The sequence below is a fragment of the Plantactinospora sp. B6F1 genome, from assembly GCF_040120695.1.
GTDB lineage: Bacteria > Actinomycetota > Actinomycetes > Mycobacteriales > Micromonosporaceae > Plantactinospora.
Map to the genome: position 1 here is coordinate 1 of NZ_JBEEAC010000040.1, position 19,675 is coordinate 19,675.

Below are 19,675 nucleotides of genomic sequence, written 5' to 3' on the forward strand. Positions count from 1 at the left end.
GCCTTCGTCCTCGCCACATCGCCACCGCCAGAACACACCCTGCACTGGTCGATCTGGCGACGAACATCCCAAGCCCGAGCCCGACGATCCCACTACCAGCGCAGACAGGCGAAGTGACGTTGGAGTATTAGAAGGTCGCAACTTCCACGTTCAGTAGCGTTGACACTACTCACGAGTGATGTTGCCATGATCTTGGCTTGGCCGTGTTTCGGCGAGAGGGTTGTGGAGTGCGGGGTTGACTGTCCGCGCGGTGGTTAGCGGCGACGCATCCGTTACGGTTGTCGGGTGCGTTACTGCTGGGTAGAACGCCTGTATGGTCCGCATTTGGGGCGGGCGTTGGCGTCGGCGTAGCGGTCCAGCAGTTCGCGGATGTCTGGCCGGGCGAGGTGGTCGAGCAGGCGTTGCCCGCAGCTGGTGGGAGCCATCGGCGCGTAGCGGTGTGGTGCTCGTTGCAGGATGGGCGCGCCGATGTCGGCTTCGAGGCGCTGGATCTGCAGGTTGAGGTTCTGGGTGTGTAGCCCGAGCGCCGCTGCTGCGGTGTTCATGCTGGGGTGGGCCATGATCTGCTGGAAGCGTCGCAGGCGTTGCCAGCCGTTGCGTTGTCCTTCGGCGGCGCGGCGGATGTCACGCGGCAGGTCGGGGTGGTGCAGGTTGGTGACGACGTGGCCCTCTGATCCGCTGGCGCGGCCCGGGATTCCATAGTCGCGCCGGTAGCGGCGGATCGTTTCGCCGCGCAGGCCGAGCTCGGCGCCGATGTCGTCGTTGGCGCGGAACAGTGTTCCGGCTTGCTCTTGTAGCCAGGCGCGGTCGATGCGGTCGCCGCTGCGTGCGTGCGGGATCTTGATTCGTTGCTTTGCCTGTGTGCGGACGAAGGTGAAGCCGGCCAGTCTGGCGTACTCGTCGAGGATCTTGCGGGAGAACCCGGTTTCGGCGATGAGCGTGCTGATGTCTTTGCCGGCGCCGACGTTCTCGCGTTGAAAGAAGTCGCGGGTCAGCAGCGCGGCGGCGCGGGCGCGGACCTTGCGGGCTGTTACCGGGCTGTTGCTGGCGTAGTCGGGCGCGGGACGGTGCAGGTTCTCCACGGCGTGGCGGACGTGCTCGATGCTGACGCCGAGCTGTCGCGCGGCGGCTTTGGGTTTGAGCCCGTTGACGACGAGCAGCAGGTGAAGGCGGTCGGTGTCGATGTCGTCGGGTTCGCGGCCGGGCAGGTCAAGCCCGGCGACGCATTCGGGGGGTGGGTTCCAGGTGAGCGGTTCGTCGATTCCCGCCGCCGTGAGCAGGCCGGCGGCGTGGTGGCGGATCTCGCGGCGCAGCGGGCTGGGCATGTCGCGTTGCCAGGACAGGTAGTGCTCGCGCTGCAGGGAAGTACGAAACGCCAGCGGGTGTACCGGGTTGCCGAGGTCAGCACCAGTGAGCAGCTGAAACAGGTAGCGGCGGGCGTGCAGGTGCCGGGTGGCGGTGCCCGGGTGTGCTTCGGCGCGTCGGCAGATGTCGTCCCACTGCTGCTGGCTGAGCGCGACGTCGGTGAAACCGGGTTGCCGGGGATGAGCAGGGCGGCGGGAATGTCCACGGCGGTGTCGTCGGTGCGAGACCCGTGCCGGGGACCGAGCCTGATCACCCACTCGGGCCAGAGGGATTGCGGGATGTGCCTTGCCCGGTCGGCCGCTGCCGTCGACTGAGGCTCGGGCGGGCGGGGTGTCGGGGTGCAGGTGCGGTAACGCAGCCTCTCACTGACCGGCAGGTGCGGATCGGCGCTGATCAGGAGCTTGCGTTGCAACGGCTCCGACACGGAGCCGAGTCGTTTGTGGGACAGGATCATCGGCCCGCGTGATGAGGGAGACTGCCCACGTCGGTATTGGGTGTGAACGTCGCGCAGCAGCGGCCGGAACCATCGGTAACGCTGCTGGTCGTCAGCGCGCAGCAGACCGATCGCGTGGACGCTCATCGCCGCAGCGATGAGCGGCGCGGTGGCTTGGTCGCGTTTGATGCCGTGGTTGTCGGCGCGGTACTCGATCATCGCGGTGACCGTGGCCTCACCGAGATGGCGCAGTTCGGCGGGCTCGACGCGGTGGCGGAACCACAACGCCAACACGTCGAGGTCGCGAAGCTCGACGACGTCGTGGACGTCCATCCGGTTCAGGCGTTCGTCGATCCAGGCTTGCGCGGCGAGCCGAGCGTCGCCGGAGCGTAGGGGTTGTGGCGGGTGGGTGAGCAGGTCCGCATCGCAGAGGCGTGCCTCACGGCGGGCGCCCAGCGTGCACCGGGTCGAGGGCAGCAGCCCGGCGCGTAGCGACAGTCCGGCGCCCTGGGGTGGGCGCTGGCAGCCGGGGCAGACCGCGGCCAGCAGTGTGTGGTAACGCAGGCAGGCGAACGTGTACGGCAGCTGCCAGCGGACGCCCCAGACGCCGCCCGACTCGGCCAGGCAGCGGGTGCAGTATCGGGAACCGGGGATCGGTTTCCAGCCCAGCGCCTCGAACCGGTCGAGGACAGTCGCATCGAGGGCACCAGGCGCGAGCCCGGTCTGAGATTCGACGCGCCGCAACAACTGTGGTGGCAGCCGCCAGCTCAGCGCGTAGTTGTGCGGGACGCGCAGCCGGTCACCGAACCCGAGTACCGGGGCCAGCCGCAGCAGCGGCATGCCGTTGCGGTGCGCCAGGCGAAGCAACCAGGAGTGCAGGCTCTCCCCACCTGCCAACCGGACGCGCAGCGGCAGCGCGCGAGACGCTTCCATCGGCTCAGGCGGGGGTAGCCCTGCGGGGGCGGCTGGTCAGCTTCCCGGCCGCGAAGCCAGCTTGCAACTGGTGCCGGGCGGCCTCGGACGCCTCGTCGATCCGGATCGTGTCCAGCATCTGCTCGGACAGATGTTCCGTGCCGGTGCGGATCGCCTTGTAGCAGCCTCGGATGATCAGGGTGATGAAGGAGCCGATGTGCCCGGTGGTCCGAGCGAACAGGTAGTCGGCCAACTCGACCAGCATCCCAGGGTGCGCCTTGGCGAGCACGAGCTGCCGTTCGGTGGCCTTGAGCAGGCTCTGCCAATGCCGCCGGCCGGCCTGATCGCCGACGTGGAACGGTGGCAGCTCCAGGCGGGTCCAGCGCCGGGCGGTCTGGGCCATGACCGCGCGGTCGCCGGTAAGCCCTTCGGCGAACAACCGCCGCTCCGCCAGCCCTACTCCGGCATAGATGAACGTGACCGGCAGTTCGTTGGCCAGCCACTTCAGATGGTTGGACACCTCGACCCCGTCGCGGCGGTTCGGGTCGATGAAATGCAGGTCGTCAATGATCCCGATACGGGTCTGGCAGGAGATCACGCAGTCGACGGCGAAGCTGGCCAGCTGGGCGGCGTTGGCCCGGTCGGTGCCGGGATGGCCGTAGAACTCGCAGATCATCCGGTTGAGGGTGCGCAGCGTCGTCCGGGATGTCAGTCCGACCCGGAACACCGGCAGCCGTTCATGGCCCTCGTCGGTCAGGGCACCGAATCGGCGGCGCTGGGCGCGGTCGAAGTCACGGGCAAACACGTTGGCGATGGTGGTCTTGCCCAACCCGGGCAGCGCGTCGATCACGGCCGCACCGCGGATGCGGTCGGGGTCCTGCCGGTTGGTGGCCACGATCTGATCGAGCTCGTCATGGATCGCGGCCAGCTGCGGCGTCTTGAGGATACCGAAGTTGGCGTGCCAGTCATGGCGGGCGTCGTTGTAGTCGGCCCTGACATCCTCGCCCAAACGGGCGACCTGCTTGGGCGCCAACGCTTCTGGGCGGACGCGGGCTGGTGCGTCAGCCCACCGCTGCCAGCCTTCCTTACGCGACAGTGTGTAGACGTTGGCGCTCATGACAAGACCTCGAACGCGTCGTCGTAGAACCCGTCGTCGAGGTCGGTGTCGTCGTCATCGTCGCTGTCGATGACCACTGCTGCCAGGTCTGCCGCCGTGCGTTGCGTAGGCGGTAACGGTGCCGATGCGTCTGTTGGCGGCGCGGCGGGCAGGGCGGCGTACTCGGCCGCGAGTCGGGCGGCCATGCGCCGTTCCCGCCGGTCGGCGATCAGGCCGGCGTCCCAGCGTTGTAGCAGCTCTGCCAGGGCTTTCGCCGGTTCCAGCGCCTCGCCGGCGGCGACCGTGAGGCGCCGGGCATACGCTGCGGCCTCGGCCGAGAATGGGGTGTTCAGCAAGGCGTTGTGCTCCCAGTCCAGGCGGTGCCAGCTGCCGTCGGCTGGATCCTGGAACCAGGCGTGCCGGACGTCGTCGGGATTGATCCGGATCGGCCACTTCCCGGCCAGCACGCCACCATAGGGGCTGGTGGCGTTGCGGTAGCCGTCCAACGCCGCGCCGTTGTAGCGCAACCCGTTCACCTCGACGCCGTAGTGCTGGATGGTGCGCGCGACCACCGGCAGGAAGTCCAGCGTCAGCTGCGCGGTGGCGGGGATGCGTAGCAGCCCGGCCCTACCGACCCCGATGGTGAACATCTCCGCCGGGGACAGCCGCAGGTGCGGCCACTGCGGAATCGTCAACCCGTCGTGCTTGCTGCGGTGGTAGACGATGGCGATCCACTCGCGGATCACGTCTTCCAGCTCGTGCAGGAACAAGAACGCCTCGGCCTCGACCCGATCGCCACGCGAGTAGACGTCCGGGCCCTTGTAAGCGGGCAGATGCTGGATGAGCCCTTCCCGCAGGGTGCGGAAGAACCGCTCGAGGGTGGGTTTGTCGGTGGGCTTGTGCTGCTGGGCGGGCTGGATCGAGATGCCCAATCGGGTGCAGACCGCGATCACGTGCGCCGACAGGAACACTTTCCCGTGATCGACCACGAGGGTCTCCGGCGCGCAGACCGGGCCCGCCATCGGCGGGCCGTCCTCGTCGAAGACGACGTTCGCGGGGACCCCGTGATAGGGCCAGACAGCGTCCTGCGGCCAGGACGCTGGTGCCTGGCGTCCGGCGACCGTCTCGTAGAGCGTCCCGGCGACGTCGACCGCCTTGGTCGACACCGGTGTCACGCGCAGGCCCACGATGCAGCGGGTGAACAGATCCTGCGCAACCGTCAGCTGCGCGCCGACCCACCGGCAGGTCACCGGCTCCATCGCGAATACATCGAGGTCCTGAGTGTCGAGGATGACGTACTCACCCGGCCGGGTCGCGCGCAGCCGCCCGTAGACGCCCTGCGGCCGGTCGGCGATCGATTGGCGTCCCTTCGCGCTGCCCGAGACCGCGTTGGTGCCCTTGGCCAGTTCCGCCAGCCGCCGATAGGCGGTGGCCTGTGACGGAACCCGAACAACACCCCGCCCATACTCGCGCTCCAGCAACGCCTCGACCCGGGCCAGCAACGCCGACCGGCTCGGTGTGGACGCGGCCACCATCTGCGCCATCACCGACCGCACCGCGTCGTCCCAGCGAGGATCGACGGTGCTGCCCCGGCCCCGGATGACCCTGGTGTCGACCAGGCCGGCTTCGCCGTCACGGCGGTATCCGGCCAGCCACCGCTCCAGCGTGCGGATGGTCAGCCCCAGCTCAGACGCCTTGGACTGCAACCGCTCTTGCAACGTCGAACCGTCCGCGGCCAGCAACTCACGGACGTGGGCGGCCCGTTGCGCGACCTGCCGCCGCTGATCCTTCGACAGCGCCGCCAGCGTCGTGCCAACGCTATCCGTGGGCAGGGCCCGCGCGGCTGGCTCGGCCGACGTGCATCCGGCGACCAGTCGGCCCAGCGTCACCGCCGTGTACTGGCCGGTGCGCTCGTTGCGGACACTCACCCCAGTTCCGTCGAGCTCCACGATCTGAACCAGTTCGCCGTCGAACAGCAGCCGCCTGCCAGCGCGGAGGCTGATCACATTGTCGCTCAACGCTTCTCCGTCCGCCAGATCGGCGATGCCGATCCAAGCGGCCTCGACAAGTCCGTCCGCAACACGCCCGACCACAGCAGGTGCAGCAGGACCGGCCGCGCCCGCTCCGCCGGCGCGACACCGGCCATCACCTGCTCGATCTCGCCGATAACGCCTTGTGCGCCAACCGATTCCAGGATCGGCTCGACCAGACTCGCGTCGATCAGCCACGGCCTCCGATACCCGGCCAGGAACCGCACGTTATCCAGCAGCACCGCGTCCGCGCCGGACCACGTCTCGAAGTCCCATCCGCGCAGCCCGGCCAGCTCCGCCGTCCAGCCGAAAACCTGTCGCACCAGCGGATCCGCCAGCCGGCGCCCAGGCTTGACATCCACCACCGTCACCCGGCCGTCGTGATGACGCAGCAGCAGATCCGGAACGTGACGCCGCAGCCCCGACCCGGTCTGCTCCTGAATCCGGAACGGCTGAGCGACCATGCCGCAGACGCTGGAGTCAAAGTCCGCCAACAGAATCCGCGCCAACTCCAGGCGGCTCTCGTACGCCACCATCCCGCCCGTCGTCGCCGACCAGTACCAGCCCGAATAGAACGTACGGCCCTTGTACCAGCGAAACTCCCGCACCGGCCCGGCCGCCATCAACTCCTCCACCGAAACCCGCTCCAACGTCGTCTCGACCAGCTCACCGCCGACCGGGCGATAGATCACCCCAACGGATGCAAGACGACTACGGAGCGCGGCGGGCACGGTAGAATCCTCCCGGAACGATCACCGTTTACCACCGCGCCGCGCCGACGGATTCTCAGCGACATGTCGGAACCGATAACTACACCGACATAATCTTGAGAAACCGAAAGATCTAATGAGAACCACACTGGTCCGGGTGACCGTGTACTCGGTGTCGTCGTGGGTGATCCCGGAGGGCTCGGCGTCGAAGTAGGTCTCGACCTTCTGCCAGCCCCGGCGCTGCTCGTAGTGCAGGTGCGGGGCTCCGGAGTTGCCGGTACTGCCGACCCGCCCGATCTGCTGGCCCTGCTCCACCCGCTGACCGACGCTGACCATCGGCGGTTCGAGCAGGTGCAGGTACTGGGTCTCCCATTTGCCGCCATGGTCGATCTTCACCCAGTAGCCGCCGCCCCGGCCGCGCGGGCCGTCCGGGTTCTCCGGGGTACGACCGCCGAGCGAACCGTTGATCCCGGCCACCGTGACCCGGCCGGCGTACGAGGCCAGCACCGGCCGCCCCCACGCCTCGCCCTCGGTCGGGAAGAGGTCGACGTCGTAGTCGTCGTGCCCGGGATAGGTGCCGAGCTGCCAGGTCTCGCCACAGGCGACCGGCAGTTGGAACAGCGGGCGTGGACCGGGCGGCCGCAACAGCAGCCAGACGACCACGGCCGCCGCGAGCACGACCCCCGCCGAGGCGACCGCGGTGAGGATCAGCAGGATCCGGGTGGTACGGCTCCGGGGGCGGCGGCTGCGGCGTCTGGTCGGCGGGCCCGTCGTCACCGCCCCGAGGATGGCAGACGGCGGCAACCTGCCGGCCGGCGGGTACCCCAAACGAGGGCCCGGTTCGTCGATTGATTGGTCCTACGCTCTGGCATAGCCTCGCAGGTGGGTCGAGATCGATCGGTGGCCGGGCAACCACCAGTCGATCGGTCCGTCGCCCGTCCGGGCCGGCGACGGCTACCCGGCTCTCACGATGACGGCCGACGAGGTCGCGAGGTACCACCCTCGGCGTCGGCGGTCCCGCAGCCGGTCCTGCCCCCATCGGACCGGACCAACCTGGCCACTGTCGGCGACGCTTCAGACCTGCGAACCCGTCGCACCCCCACCCGGCCGGCCATCCTGCAACAGAGAGGATAGTCGATGTCTAGACGAGTTTCCCCGGCGCTTCGGCGTGTGCTGGCGGCGGGGGCGGCGGCCCTGATGGTGCCCGCCGCTGTGGTGGCGGTGTCGGCGCTGCCGTCCCGGGCGGCCGGGACGCCCGCACCCGGCGGTGTCTACACCCTCGCGGTCGGAGCGTCCGGCAAGTGCCTGGAGGTCGCGGACGGCTCGGTGGAGAACGGTGCCCTGGTGCAGCAGGCGTCGTGTTCGGCGTCGGCGCGCCAGCAGTGGCGGGTGGTGGCGTCCGCAGGGCGGTTCAACCTGGTGAACGTCGGTAGCACCCGCTGCCTGGACGTGCCGTCGGGGTCCGCGGTGTCGGGTCTGCGGTTGCAGCAGTGGGGTTGTGGCGACGGCACGAAGGTGAACCAGTTGTGGTCCTTCCCGGCGTCGTCGGCGGCGCCGGGGAAGTACCGGATCACCAGTGCGGCGAGTGGGCTGTGCGTCAGTGACCGGGACGGCTCGACGGCGGGTGGCAACCCGATCGTCCAGGAGAGCTGTGCGGACGTGGCCCGGATGCAGTGGGCCTTTAACCAGGTCGGCGGCAGTCCCCAACCGACGCCGACCGGCGGACGGACCTGGTCGAACACGGCGGACGGCTTCGCGCAGGGCACCACCGGCGGGGCCGGCGGGCAGACCGTCACGGTCAACACCCAGGCACAGCTCAACCAGTACGTCACCGCGAGCGCCCCGTACGTGATTCGGGTGGCCGGCACCATCACGATCAGTCCCCGGGGCACCGAGCTGCGGGTCGCCTCGAACAAGACGATCATCGGGGTGGGCACCAGCGGACACATCGTCGGCGGGGGCTTCTTCCTCGGCGCGGGGGTCAGCAATGTGATCATCCGCAACCTGACCATCCGCGACACCCTGATGCCGGACGACGACCCGGGCGATGACGCGTACGACTACGACGCCATCCAGATGGACACCGCGAACCGGATCTGGATCGACCACAACCGGCTGTCCCGGATGAACGACGGCCTGATCGACAGTCGCAAGGACACCACCAACCTGACCGTCTCCTGGAACCACCTGGTCGACAACAACAAGACGTTCGGGATCGGCTGGACCGACAACGTCACAGCCCGGATCACGATCCACCACAACTGGTTCCAGAACACCCGGACCCGTAACCCGAGCGCGGACAACATCGCCTACTGCCACCTGTACAACAACTACGTCCAGAACACCTCGTCGTACGGCCACTACATCCGCGGCCTGACCAAGGGCGTGGTCGAGAACAGCTACTTCGAGAACAGCCGCAACCCGTACTACGTCGAGGCCGGCGAGTTGGTGAACCGGGGCAACATCCTGGTGAACAGCCCCTGGGACTCCGGCAAGGTCACCGCCAAGGGCTCGGCGTTCAACCCGGGTAGCTTCTACTCGTACAGCCTCGACCCGGCCGCCGCCGTGCCCGCGCTGCTGCGCACGTACGCCGGGCCGCAGGCGAACATCGGCACCTGATCCGGCCGATCCGCGGCGGCCAGCCCGGTCCGGAACCCCGGGGCCGGGTTGGCCGCTCCGCGCCGGCTGCGCGGCCGGCGGTGGTGCCTTTGCTCTCCGGACCGGCGTGACCTATAGTTCCAACTCGATGTAGCCGACTCCTTCCCCCGTGGGAGCCGGCTACGTCTCTCTTCGAGAGCCATCGTCCGCGGTCGGGAGATGTCGCAGCGGTCGGGTCGAGGCACTCTCGCCGGTCTGATCTGCGGGCGATCCGGCAGTTCGATCTTCGGGCGATCCGGCGGTATCGTTGCACGCCGCAGCCCTGCTCATGTTCCGGGACGCCGTCGACGACATCGTTCCGGGACGAGCGGTCCCTCGCCAGCCTGGGAGTGTCGCCCCGTGATCCTGCCACCGCCCGAGACGGACGCCGACTGGTTCGGGACCGCCGCCGAGGCGTTGCCGGACGACGCCGAGCGGAGCGTCCTGGTCGGCCGGATCTGGGATCCGGCCGTCGGCGGACCGTCGCCGGTGGTGGTCCGCGACGGTGCCGTCCTCGACATCAGCGCCGACTTCGCCACCGTCCGGGACATCTGCGAGCTGCCGGATCCCGCCACGGTCGTGGCCGGGCTCGCCGGCCGGCGGGTCGGTGACTTCGCGGAGTTGCTCGCCAACACCGGTCTGGCCGCCCGGGACCGGGACCGGCCGTGGCTGCTCGCGCCCGTCGACCTCCAGGCGCTCAAGGCCGCCGGGGTGACCTTCGCGGTCTCGCTGATCGAGCGGGTCATCGAGGAGCGGACCCGGGGCGACCTGGCGCTCGCGGCGCAGATCCGGCAACGGTTGCTCGCCGAGGTCGGCGCCGACCTGCAGGAACTGACCCCCGGCTCGGCGGAGGCGGCGCGGTTGAAGGAGATGCTCGTCGCCGAGGGAGTCTGGAGCCAGTACCTCGAGGTGGGGATCGGGCCGGACGCCGAGATCTTCACCAAGGGGCAGGTCCTCTCCGCCGTGGGTACCGCCGTTCCGGTCGGCGTCCTCGCCGCCTCGACCTGGAACAACCCCGAGCCGGAGGTGGCGCTCGTCGTCGCGTCCAGCGGCCGGATCGTCGGGGCGACCCTCGGCAACGACGTGAACCTGCGGGACGTCGAGGGCCGGTCCGCACTGCTGTTGCCGATGGCCAAGGACAACAACGCCTCCTGCGCCCTCGGCCCGCTCGTCCGGCTCTTCGACGACCGGTTCGATCTGGACCGGGTACGCGGGCTGGAGGTGATGTTGGAGATCGAGGGTGCGGACGGGTTCCGGCTCGACGGGATCTCGCAGATGTCGCGCATCTCGCGCGACCCGGAGGCGCTGGTACGGCAGCTGCTCGGCGCACACCACCACTATCCGGACGGCGCGGTCCTGATGCTCGGCACCATGTTCGCGCCGATCCAGGACCGGGACCGCCCGGGGGAGGGGTTCACGCACAAGGTCGACGACGTGGTGCGGATCAGCTCCCCTCCGCTCGGCACGCTGGTCAACCGCGTCCGGCACAGCGAGGAGTGTGACCCCTGGGACTTCGGGGTCCGCGACCTGATGGGCAGTCTCGCCCGGCGGGGCCTGCTGTGAACGTCCGCGGGCCGGGCGGCGGATGACGCCCGACCCGACGGGGGAGGGCTACGAGGTCAGCCGGAAGGTGGCGTCCTGCCGGTCCGCGGCGGGCGAACTCGCGCTGATCGCGTCGATCCGCAGCAGGTAGTTGGCGTGCCGCAGGTGGTGGGTGGGGAAGTTGTACGACCGGAACGAGGTCCAGGCCGCGTCCGCGAGCCCCGCTGTGCGGTAGAACGTGGCGTCGGCCCGGAAGGTCGCGGTGTCGTCGAGAGAGTCGAGCCGGACCGCGTAGTCGAAGTGCCGCAGGTAGTTGCCGGGACGGTTCACCGACTCGAACGACACCCCGGCCGGGTCCGCGAGTCCGGGGACCATCCGCCACATCTGATCCTGGTACGGGTCGAACGGGTACGGGTCGATCCGGCCGACGTAGTTCGCGTGCCGGACGAAGTAGTCGGGGAAGTTGGCGGACTTCAACCGGACCCAGATCGGCGTGCCCCAGCGGTTGACCATGGCGTTGTACTCGGCGTCGGTGATGCCGAGGATCGAGCCGTGCTTGGCGTTCAGTGGCGGGGTGTAGTCCCGCTGGTTCAGCTCGGTCCACGCGTTCGCGCCGATGTTGCTGGAGGACCAGGCGTAGTAGTCGGCGTTGACCGGGCTGAACGAGTCGCCCCAGAGCCACCAACCACCGCCGTCGTTCCGCTTGACCAGCAGCGGTGCCTCCATCGCGTTGCCCTGCCGGAGCCCGCTGGTGTAGGTGGTGTAGCTGTTCGGAGCGCCGGTGGCCGACCGTGCGCCGTAGAGGTTGCCGTTCGAGAGGTTCTTGTAGTAGAGGTACGTGGTGCCGCCGTCGACGACGATGTCGCCGTCGAGCACGTCGAAGCCCGGGCTGAAGTAGACCTGGGCCGCGCTGACGGTCCGGAAGTCGGTCGTGTAGTTCACCATGAACACGTCCCGGCCGCCGTTGTTGGCGGAGTAGACGATGCCGTACTGCCCCCGGGACGCGTCCCAGAACGCCGTCGGTGCCCAGGTGTGGGTGTTCAGCGTGTGCATCCGGATCCGGCGGTACCCGGTGAACCCGGTCAGGTTCGTCGAGTCCCAGACGTGCAGGTACTGGCTGTTCCGGCTGAAGTCGGTGCCGCGCAGGTCGGTGGCGAGCACGACGAAGGTGCCATCTTGCTTGCGGAACACGAACGGGTCACGCAGGCCGAGTTCGCCGGCGGTCGGGGTGACCACCGGGTTGTTCTGGTTCAGCGGTGTCCAGTTCAGACCGTCCCGGCTGACCGCGACGTGCAGGCCGTAGTCGGCGCCCTGGAACTGGGGCGACTCCGTGAAGTAGGTCATGACGTAGCCGGTGTAGGTCGCCGCGAAGGCGGCTCGCGGATTGATGGTCACCCCGGTCGCGGTGGCCGCAGCGGACGCGAGCAGGCCCAGGGTGAAGGCGCGACGGCTCAGCGGCAGCGGGTGCGGCGTGGGTGCGGTGTTCACGGCGTGGACCGTTGGCGGAGGGTCATGGCAGTTCTCCAGCAATGGGTGAATGTCGATGTTAGCGCTAACATAATCCATGCCTTGCCTGACTACAAGCCGCCTGCAGACCGACCGGCGGCGGACACTGTCGACCCGCCCTCGCCCCTTCGGTAGGGCCAATCGGTCAGCAGGAGTTGCTCCACGCGCCCCGGACACCGCTCCACGATCTGCTCCATGGAGCATGGGTGGGTACGGCCGGTGGGTGGACGACGCGCAGGGGCCCGGTGCGGAGGCTCGTCGCCCCCACACCGGGCCCGGGTGAAGCTCCGGAGAGCGTCGGAACTACCCGGCGGAGCAGGTCGGACTCATGCCCGACCCGGAACCGGACCCCTGGAAACCGAACTCGGCCGACTGGCCAGCGGCGATCGAGCCGTTGTAGCTGACGTTGGTGAACTGCACCGCACCGCTGTTTCCGCTGCGGTTGGCGTTCCAGACATTGGTGATGGTGGCACCCGACGGCAGCGTCATCGCCACGGTCCAGCCGTTGACCGGCGCGGAGCCGGCGGTGACCCGGACCGTGGCGACGAACCCGCCCGTCCACTGGTTGACCGACACCGTCGCCGAGCAGGCACCGGTGACCGGCGGAGTGGTCGGCGGTCGCGTGGTGGGTGGCGTGGTCGGCGGCGTGCTGGGCGGCGTGGTCGGCCCGCCGGTCGGTGGCGTGGTGGGCGGCGTGGTCGGTGGCGTGGTGGGCGGCGTGGTGGGACCGTCGGTCAGGATCGGGGTCTGCCAGTCCCGCCACTCGGCGAGGTTGCCGGCCTTCCGGCTGGAGATCCGCATCGTGCCCGCGGCGTTGCCCGTCTTCAGCAGGAACTTCTGGAGATTCTGCTGCAACGGCGTACGCCACTCGGATCGGACGGCGCAGTGGGTGCCGTCCTGGACGTCCGACCAGTAGGTGATGTTGTCACCGGCGCCGAGCGCCTTGTAGACCTCCGCACCGCCCAGGGCCGCCACGCTGCCCGACCGGGCGCCCAGCCAGTCGACGTGCGGGTTGTCCATGATGAAGAGCCCGCGCGGCGCCACCATGCCCACCATCTGGTGGGTGTCGATCGGCAGGCTGTTCGGGTTGCCGGTGAAGGAGCCGAACGCGTCTCCCAGCCACGGCTGCTCCGAGTAGGCGCTGCTCAGCGGCTGGGCTCCGCTCTCGGTGGCGATCGAACGGAAGGCGCCGACGCCGGCGCTGCCGGACTCGATCGGCATGGTCAGCGCGATGCGCTGGTCGAAGACGCCGATCGTGAAGGCGCCCTTGCCGTACCGGGAGCAGCCGGTGACGCCCATGGCGTCGGCCCGCAGGACGTTGCCGCCGGACTGTTCGATCACGTCGATGATCCGGCTCACGCCCCAGGCCCAGGCCATCAGGATTCCGGTGCTGCTGGATGCGCCGTAGATGCTGTAGAAGGCGCCCTGCTTGTTGTTCCGGGGGGTGCCCTCCCGGCCCACGGCCAGGGGGTCGAAGCTGATGGTGGCGACACCGGCGGACCGGATGGTCGAGGTGTCCGCACCGAAGCCACCCACGACGACGACGGCCGGGAACGGGCCGGTGCCACTCGGCAGCTGGACGCCGGCCGAGAAGCTCGCGCTCCTGCCCTGGTCCGACACGTTCACCGTGATGCTGCTGCTCGACACCGTCCCGGTGACGCTGGCCGGCTTGGCGGGCTTCTGCCCGTAGACGTGGCGCTCCGCCAGCTCCCTGGTCTCGGCCCGCAGGCAGCGCCACTGCGACTTACTGGTGATGCGGGTACCGTCCATCTTCCGGAACGGGTCGGGCAGTCTGGAGTTGGATGTCGAAGATCCGGAGCCGGGCACGGGGCAGTCGGCGCCCTCGTCCTCGACGGCCGAGGCGGCCGCGACGACGTCGGCGGCCGCCTCGGCGGTGGTTGTTTTCGCCACTACAGTTACCGTTCCGACGGCCGCGAGCGCCGCTGCCGCGAGCGCGACGACCGTTGGACGGAGCTTAGAGCAGCCCGAGCTGATGGCCACCTGGGCTCTCCTTCCGGGTGGGGTGATGGTCCCGACGGACGGCGATCGACGATCGCCGATGTCAACATTGATAAGTTTCGAACAAAGCAGTGAAACATGTCAATGCTGCACCGGAGATACCCGATCTTGGCGTCCATCGTCACCCGGTGATCACAACCCCGCCCGCCTCGCTGGAAGCCGGCTCAGTGCACGGAATCGGGATGCCCCGTCGTCGCCGAGGTACCACCACTACCGCCCGACGCGCCACCGGCCATCCCGGAGCTGTCGTCCTCGGTGACGACGTCCGGCCGCTCGTCCGTACCCGACGGTGCCGGAACCTCCGTCTCGGCGACCACCTGCGTCAACCTGGCCTGGGCGTCCTCGTCCTCCGCGCGGTCCGGATCGACCGGCTGCTCACCCTGACGCGCTCGGTATCCCATGACCGCCTCCCTCGACACACTTCCGGACGCGACGGCCAACCGCCGTTGCCCACGAGGGCCCGTCCGCGAGGTGCACTTACCCACGGCACCCCGGAACAGTCAGGCGAGCAGGGCCGGTCTCATCTCCGCGCCCAGATTGATCGCGCTCACCACCCGGTGACCGGTGGGGTCGTAGACGTCGATGTTGTTGTTGCGCCGCATCAGTTCCCGGGCCGGAGGCGGCAGCCGGGGCGGATCGTCCATGGCCGCGCGGATCTGCTGCGCGGTCGAGATCAACCGGTTGGCCAGGGCGGCGGCGTCGACATCGGCCCGGATCCGGCCGTACTCCCAGCCGGCGGCGGTGAGGTCGAGCACCTCGAACACGTGTCGCAGCAGCAGACTCGGGTCGGTCATCCGCACCAGCCGAGGCGCCCGGGTCCCGAGGATGGTGACCGCCCCGGCCACCTGCACGTACGGGTGGAAGCCGCCCGGCAGCGCCAGCAGCGGCCACCGCAGCTGCGGTCCGGCCTCCCGCCACAGCGGCCGGTAGTTCCGGCGGTCGACCACGAGCCGGCGACCGGTACGCCGGTACAGCTCGGTGGCCTGGGCGAGCAGGTCCGCGTGGGCCGCGTCGGCGAACTCCCGGATGACCCGGGCCGCCACCAGCAGCCCGTCGTCCCCGTCCAACAGCTGGGTGACCGCGTTGGCCTGGTCGGCGTACCGGACCTGCGCGCCAGCGCCGAACCGGTGCCGAAGGTCCGTCAGGAGCGCCTCCTGCCGGACCGGATCGTGCTGGATCTGCCCCCTGCCCAGCAGACGCCGGAACCACCGCATGTCGTCTCGTTTCAGCAGCCGACTGAAGAACCGCGGCAATGTTACAAGGTCCGGCCGGTGGAAGCGGGCAGCGGTGGCGTCCCGGCGGTTCGAGCCCGGATGGGCGTCCTGCCCGCGTCAGCCCCGCTGTCCCTTGTGGGAACGGCGGGGCCTCCTTGGCGCTGGATTCCAGGCGCACCACGGCACCGCCAAGCCTACCGACAGTCCAACCTTGACGATCTTCGCGGTAGGTCACCGTCCGGGCCAGCTGCCACAGGACCGACGGCCGCCCGGCCTAACGGCCGCAGGCGTACCCCTGCATGGCACGCGGGTTCGCTCCCGCCGAGAGCAGGCCGGTGCCCGGGTCGCGGGCCACGGCGCAGAGCCGACCCAGGCTCCATGGGCCGGAGAGCCGTACCTCGTGCCCGTACCCGCGCAGCGCGGCCAGGACGTCCCGGTCCAGCCGCTCCTCCACCACCAGCACGCCGGGCTCCATGTCACGGGGATAGAAGGACTTGGGCAGGCTGACGGTGTGCCACGCGGGTGCGTCGATGGCCTCCTGGAGCGACTGACCGCCGACGAGATGGCGCAGCAGGAACGGCAACTGCCACTGGTCCTGCTGGTCACCGCCGGGTGTGCCACAGGCCAGTACGGGTTCGCCGTCGCGGTGCACCATGGTCGGGCTCAGCGTGGTACGCGGCCGGCGACCGGGGGCCAGCGAGGAGGCGAGCCCCTCCTCCAGCCAGAACATCTGGAGCCGGCTGCCCAGCGGGAAGCCGAGTTCCGGAATGGTGGGGGAGCTCTGCAGCCAGCCGCCGCTCGGGGTCGCGGAGATCATGTTGCCCCAGCGGTCGACCACGTCGAGGTGGCAGGTGTCGCCCCGGGTCACCCCGTCCGCCCGTACCGTCGGTTCCCCCGTCGTGGCGTCCAGACCGGCCCGCCGCGCGGCACCGGCGACGACCCGGGCGGGCAGCCGTGGTTCGGCGCCGCCGGGCCGCCCCGGCCGCAGTTCGGTCGACGCCCGTGCGCTGATCAGGGCCGCCCGATCCCGCGCGTACCCGGCGGAGAGGAGGAGCTTGCCCGGTACGTCGCCGTCGCCGTACCACGCCTCGCGGTCGGCGAACGCGAGCTTGAGCGCCTCGACCTGTGCGTGGATGCCGGCCGCGGTGGCCGGCTCGTACCCCCGGGGGTCGTCCAGCGCGTCGAGGATCGACAGCGTCTCCAGCAGCACCGGTCCCTGCCCCCAGAAGCCGGTCTTCGCCACCGAGTAGCCGTGCCAGTCGAGGGTGACCGGCTCCTCCCAACTCGCCGCGTAGGCCGCCATGTCCGCACCGGTGACGAGGCCGGCGTGCGGGCGCCCGCTGGAGTCCTGGAACGGTATCCGGCTGAACCGGTCGACCGCATCCGCGACGAAACCCTCGCGCCAGGCCCGGCGCGCGGCCTCGATCTCAGTCTCCCGGTCGGCACCGACCGTCCGGCCGGCGTTGACCAGCCGCCGCAGCGTCCGGGCGTAGGCCGGGTTGGCGAACATCTCACCCGCCATCGGGGGGCTGCCGTTGCGGAGCCAGAGCGCGGCGGAGGTGTGCCAGTCCTCCTCGAACAGGGACTGTACGGCTGCCACGGTCTCGCCGACCCGACCGACCAGCGGGTGGCCGGCGCCCGCGTACCCGATCGCCGGCTCCAGCACGTCGGCGAGGCGGAGCGTGCCGTGGTCGCGCAGCAGCAGGAGCCAGGCGTCAACGGCGCCGGGTACCACCGCCGCGAGCGGGCCGGAGCCGGGGACGAGTGCCATCCCGAGGGACCGGAAGTGCGCGATGGTGGCGCCGGCCGGCGCCGGACCCTGCCCGCAGAGCACCCTCGGGGCCGGGTCCCGGACCGTCGCCACGATGGCCGGCACCTCACCGCCCGGACCGTTCAGATGCGGTTCCACGACGTGCAGGACGAATCCGGCGGCGACCGCCGCGTCGAAGGCGTTGCCGCCGCGTTCGAGGACTCCCATCGCCGTTTGGCTGGCGAGCCAGTGTGTCGAGGACACCATGCCGAAGGTCCCCTGCAGGGTTGGCCTGGTCGTGAAGGTCATCGCACCATCTCACTCGAACCGGTGGCCCGGACGTCGGGCCGGGGTACCGTCCGACCCGCGAGGACCTGCTCGCGGGCCCGTCTCAACCGTTGGCCGGGATGCCCGACCTACCCTGTCAGCCCGACGCGACCGCCGCTCCCGTCGACCTCGACCGCCGCGCCGTCCGGCAGGGCCGTCATCGCGCCCGGAACCGCCAGCACGGCCGGCAGGCCCTGCTCGCGCGCCACGATCGCGGCGTGCGAGAGCAGGCCGCCGGTCTCGGTGACCACCGCGGCGACCACGCCGAACAGCGGTGTCCAGGCCGGGTCGGTGGTCCGACACACCAGAACGTCGCCGGGGCGTACCCGGCCGAAGTCGCCGGGGCCGTGGACCACGCGCGCCGGTCCGACGGCGACGCCGGGGCTACCGGGGGTACCGGTCAGGGCGGTGCCCTCCGCCGTACGGCCCGACGGCGCGCTCGATGGTGCAGCGGTCCATGGTGCAGCGGTCGGCCGCGCGGCGCTCGGCGGTGCGGCGCTCGGCGGTGCGGCGCTCGGCGGTGCGGCGGTGACCGGGCGGGCCTGGAGGAGCCAGATCCGGCCGTCGGCGATCGCCCATTCGATGTCCTGCGCCCCGCCCAGCAGGTCCGCCGTGTCGCGACCCAGTTTCGCGAGCCGGACGACCTCCTCGTCGGTGAGACAGCAGCGCTGCCGGTCGGCGGACGGCACCTCGCGGGTGACGACCCGGCTGCCCACCCGGTCGATCCGCCGGTCCTTGCCGCCGAGCGACCGGTGCGCGAGCGTGTCGCCGGACACCGTCCACGAGTCCGGGGTGACCAGGCCACCGACGACGCTGGCGCCCAGCCCCCACGACGCCTCGATCCGGATGTCCGTCCCGGTGAACATCACCCCCGCGACGTCGGCGTCCACCAGGCGCTGCACCAGCACGGCGACCGTCGGCGCGCCGGTGGAGACCGCCGCCGCCCGCCGGCTTCGGTAGGCGACGGCACGCTCGGACCACAGGGAGGCCCAGCAGCGGCGTACGGCTTCGGCCACCGGGCCGGACCCGCGGACTCCGAGGACGGTGTCGTGCTGTCCCGCCGCCGTGGCCTCGGCGGTGTCCTCGCCGCTCGCCGAGGAACGGACGGCGACGTAGCCCTCGCCCGGGGCTCCGACGAGCCGGTCGAGCGCGCCGGAGATCGAGTCGACCAGCGCGGGGGCGAGGGGCAGCCGCTCGATCAGCCGCCGCGCGGTGCCGGCGTCGGCGAGATCGAGTCCGGCGACCGCCTTCTCGTAGGCGGCCGTCGGCACCACGAACCCGGGCGGTACCGGCAGTCTCGCCCCGAGGAGCCGGGCAAGCACGGCGGCCTTACCGCCGGATGTCGCGGATTCGGCGTCAGCCAGGTCGATGAGCACCGCTTCTCCCTGCCGGACCGCTCCCGGACCGGATATCTCCGCCGACTCTACCCCGGGCGGGTGCCAGCGTTGACGTCCGGCGTACGGACCTAAATGCTCACTGCCATGACGCACGCCTCAACGCCGGACCTGCTCGTCCTGCACGCCGTCCGGGTGACCGGGATGGCCGACGACGCCACCGTCTCCCGGCGTACCGGCCTCGACCAGGAGACGGTCTCCGAACTGCTGAAGGACTACGAGGCCTACGGCTGGGTGACGCACGCGGAGTTCGCGGGTACCGGTGGGTGGACGCTCACCGAGCGGGGCCGGGCCGAGGATTCCAGGAGGCTCGCCGAGGAGCTGGACCGGGCCGGTGCCCGGACCGTCGTGCAGCGGGCGCACCAGGAGTTCGAGTCCCGCAACGGACGCCTGGTGCAGGCCTGCACCGACTGGCAGCTGCGACCCAGCCGGGACGACCGGCTGGCGGCCAACGACCACAGCGACCCGGAGTGGGACGGCCGGGTCCTCGACGAACTCGCCACGCTCTCCGGGGACCTGACCCGGCTGGTCGCCGGGCTGGCCGCGGTACTGGCCCGATTCGGCGGGTACGACGAGCGGTACTCCGCCGCCCTGGCACACGCTCGGGCGGGGCGGCGGCAGTGGGTGGCCGGCGTCGGTGTCGCCTCGTGTCACGCCGTCTGGATGGAGTTGCACGAGGACCTGCTCTCGACGCTGGGTATCCCGCGCGGCGCGGAGCGGGGCGCCGGGTAGGTTCCTGC

General features: G+C 70.3%; 16 protein-coding genes and 1 pseudogene. 5 read left to right on the forward strand and 12 right to left on the reverse strand.

What is annotated here, in order from left to right:
• Positions 1-290: 290 nt before the first annotated feature.
• A complete protein-coding gene (locus ABNF97_RS30145; RefSeq protein ID WP_349340594.1) occupies positions 291-1,325 on the reverse strand; it encodes a LysR family transcriptional regulator in 1,035 nt (344 codons plus the stop codon).
• Between the two features lie 21 nt (positions 1,326-1,346).
• Here ABNF97_RS30145 and ABNF97_RS30150 point away from each other — a divergent pair, with 21 nt between their 5' ends.
• Both ABNF97_RS30150 and ABNF97_RS30155 read left to right on the forward strand, forming a co-directional pair.
• On the forward strand, positions 1,347-1,679 hold the full coding sequence (locus ABNF97_RS30150) for a hypothetical protein (RefSeq protein ID WP_349340595.1): 333 nt from the start codon (positions 1,347-1,349) through the stop codon (positions 1,677-1,679).
• Between the two features lie 182 nt (positions 1,680-1,861).
• Positions 1,862-2,191: a hypothetical protein gene (locus tag ABNF97_RS30155; protein ID WP_349340596.1), complete on the forward strand. Its 330-nt coding sequence runs from the start codon at positions 1,862-1,864 to the stop codon at positions 2,189-2,191.
• Positions 2,192-2,353: 162 nt separating this feature from the next.
• Here the strand turns inward: ABNF97_RS30155 and ABNF97_RS34375 are convergent.
• The 5 genes and pseudogenes from ABNF97_RS34375 to ABNF97_RS30175 all read right to left on the reverse strand — a co-directional run.
• Positions 2,354-2,731 (reverse strand): annotated as a pseudogene (locus ABNF97_RS34375) (TniQ family protein); the annotation flags it as partial.
• A gap of 4 nt (positions 2,732-2,735) precedes the next feature.
• On the reverse strand, positions 2,736-3,827 hold the full coding sequence (locus tag ABNF97_RS30160) for a TniB family NTP-binding protein (protein ID WP_130463527.1): 1,092 nt from the start codon (positions 3,825-3,827) through the stop codon (positions 2,736-2,738).
• Positions 3,824-5,824, reverse strand: a complete 2,001-nt coding sequence (locus tag ABNF97_RS30165) for a TnsB C-terminal domain-containing protein (RefSeq protein WP_349340597.1) — start codon at positions 5,822-5,824, stop codon at positions 3,824-3,826. Before ABNF97_RS30165 ends, ABNF97_RS30160 begins: the two co-directional genes overlap by 4 nt.
• A complete protein-coding gene (locus tag ABNF97_RS30170; RefSeq protein ID WP_130466091.1) occupies positions 5,821-6,528 on the reverse strand; it encodes a TnsA-like heteromeric transposase endonuclease subunit in 708 nt (235 codons plus the stop codon). Before ABNF97_RS30170 ends, ABNF97_RS30165 begins: the two co-directional genes overlap by 4 nt.
• Before the next feature lie 60 nt (positions 6,529-6,588).
• Complete coding sequence (locus ABNF97_RS30175) at positions 6,589-7,323, reverse strand: M23 family metallopeptidase (protein WP_349340598.1); 735 nt, start codon at positions 7,321-7,323, stop codon at positions 6,589-6,591.
• Between the two features lie 360 nt (positions 7,324-7,683).
• Here ABNF97_RS30175 and ABNF97_RS30180 point away from each other — a divergent pair, with 360 nt between their 5' ends.
• Both ABNF97_RS30180 and ABNF97_RS30185 read left to right on the forward strand, forming a co-directional pair.
• Complete coding sequence (locus tag ABNF97_RS30180) at positions 7,684-9,165, forward strand: RICIN domain-containing protein (RefSeq protein WP_349340599.1); 1,482 nt, start codon at positions 7,684-7,686, stop codon at positions 9,163-9,165.
• Between the two features lie 378 nt (positions 9,166-9,543).
• On the forward strand, positions 9,544-10,746 hold the full coding sequence (locus ABNF97_RS30185) for a fumarylacetoacetate hydrolase family protein (RefSeq protein ID WP_349340600.1): 1,203 nt from the start codon (positions 9,544-9,546) through the stop codon (positions 10,744-10,746).
• Positions 10,747-10,794: 48 nt separating this feature from the next.
• Here the strand turns inward: ABNF97_RS30185 and ABNF97_RS30190 are convergent, their stop codons facing one another.
• The 6 genes from ABNF97_RS30190 to ABNF97_RS30215 all read right to left on the reverse strand — a co-directional run bounded on the left by ABNF97_RS30190 (position 10,795) and on the right by ABNF97_RS30215 (position 18,917).
• On the reverse strand, positions 10,795-12,213 hold the full coding sequence (locus tag ABNF97_RS30190) for a glycoside hydrolase family 43 protein (protein ID WP_349340601.1): 1,419 nt from the start codon (positions 12,211-12,213) through the stop codon (positions 10,795-10,797).
• Positions 12,214-12,534: 321 nt separating this feature from the next.
• A complete protein-coding gene (locus tag ABNF97_RS30195) occupies positions 12,535-14,142 on the reverse strand; it encodes a glucuronyl esterase domain-containing protein (RefSeq protein WP_349340602.1) in 1,608 nt (535 codons plus the stop codon).
• Between the two features lie 272 nt (positions 14,143-14,414).
• The gene (locus ABNF97_RS30200; protein ID WP_130463524.1) at positions 14,415-14,651 is read right to left on the reverse strand and encodes a preprotein translocase YidC; all 237 of its coding nucleotides are present in this window, start codon (positions 14,649-14,651) and stop codon (positions 14,415-14,417) included.
• A gap of 99 nt (positions 14,652-14,750) precedes the next feature.
• The gene (locus ABNF97_RS30205) at positions 14,751-15,464 is read right to left on the reverse strand and encodes a hypothetical protein (protein ID WP_130463523.1); all 714 of its coding nucleotides are present in this window, start codon (positions 15,462-15,464) and stop codon (positions 14,751-14,753) included.
• Between the two features lie 274 nt (positions 15,465-15,738).
• The gene (locus ABNF97_RS30210) at positions 15,739-17,523 is read right to left on the reverse strand and encodes a gamma-glutamyltransferase family protein (protein ID WP_349340603.1); all 1,785 of its coding nucleotides are present in this window, start codon (positions 17,521-17,523) and stop codon (positions 15,739-15,741) included.
• 107 nt (positions 17,524-17,630) lie between these two features.
• A complete protein-coding gene (locus tag ABNF97_RS30215; protein WP_349340604.1) occupies positions 17,631-18,917 on the reverse strand; it encodes a PEP/pyruvate-binding domain-containing protein in 1,287 nt (428 codons plus the stop codon).
• Between the two features lie 105 nt (positions 18,918-19,022).
• Here ABNF97_RS30215 and ABNF97_RS30220 point away from each other — a divergent pair, with 105 nt between their 5' ends.
• Positions 19,023-19,667: a transcriptional regulator gene (locus ABNF97_RS30220; protein WP_207230557.1), complete on the forward strand. Its 645-nt coding sequence runs from the start codon at positions 19,023-19,025 to the stop codon at positions 19,665-19,667.
• Positions 19,668-19,675: the final 8 nt, after the last annotated feature.